This is a genomic window from Peribacillus sp. NPDC056705 (genome assembly GCF_043656335.1).
On record NZ_JBHTYI010000089.1, the window covers coordinates 1 to 851 of the forward strand.

Annotated in this window: 1 pseudogene (running past one end of the window); it reads left to right on the top strand. The window is 51.0% G+C overall.

Features of this window, described 5'->3' with window-relative positions:
- Positions 1–851 (top strand): annotated as a pseudogene (locus ACFRAK_RS27520) (glycoside hydrolase family 125 protein); its annotated part runs 251 nt beyond the window's last position; the annotation flags it as partial.

The window sequence follows — 851 nt, forward strand, 5'->3', positions numbered from 1 at the left end:
GGATATACCCGCCATGTGGCTGCGCGATTCGGCAGCACAGGTTAGACCTTTTCTCGTACTCGGAGAGGATCCCGAGATTGGCGACATGATTCAAGGCGTGGTAAGACGCCAGTTTGATTACATTTTGCGTGATCCTTATGCTAATGCATTCAATGAGTCTGCCAATGGCCAAGGGCATCAGGATGATGCAACCGACATGAGCCCGTGGATTTGGGAACGTAAATACGAGATCGACTCGCTATGTTATCCGATTCAGCTCAGTTATCTGCTGTGGAAGAATTCCGGCAGGATCGATCATTTTGATGAGACATTCCGCGTGGGAGTGCAGCAAATTATCGAATTATGGACAACGGAACAGCACCATGAGCAGAAATCGACTTATACCTTCGAGCGAAGTAACTGTCCTGCATCGGATACGCTTGTCCGGGAAGGGAAGGGATCGGAGACAGGGTATACCGGCATGACCTGGTCCGGATTCAGACCTAGCGATGATGCCTGCATGTACGGTTATTTGGTATCGTCGAATATGTTCGCGGTCGTTGTGCTCCGATATGTCGTGGAAATTGCCGAGGAGATTCTGAAAGACCGGGATCTTGCAGTTGCGGCAGAGAACCTCGCGGCACAGATCGAGGCAGGCATTCAGAAGTTTGGCGTTGTAGAGGATGATGAATACGGTCCCATATATGCGTATGAGGTGGACGGACTTGGTTCAGCTAACCTGATGGACGACGCGAATGTACCCAGTCTGCTATCCATTCCTTACTTGGGGTACCGGAATGCAGACGACCGGGTGTACGCAAATACGCGGAGGTTCATATTGAGTGAGCGAAACCCGTACTACTTCCGTGGGG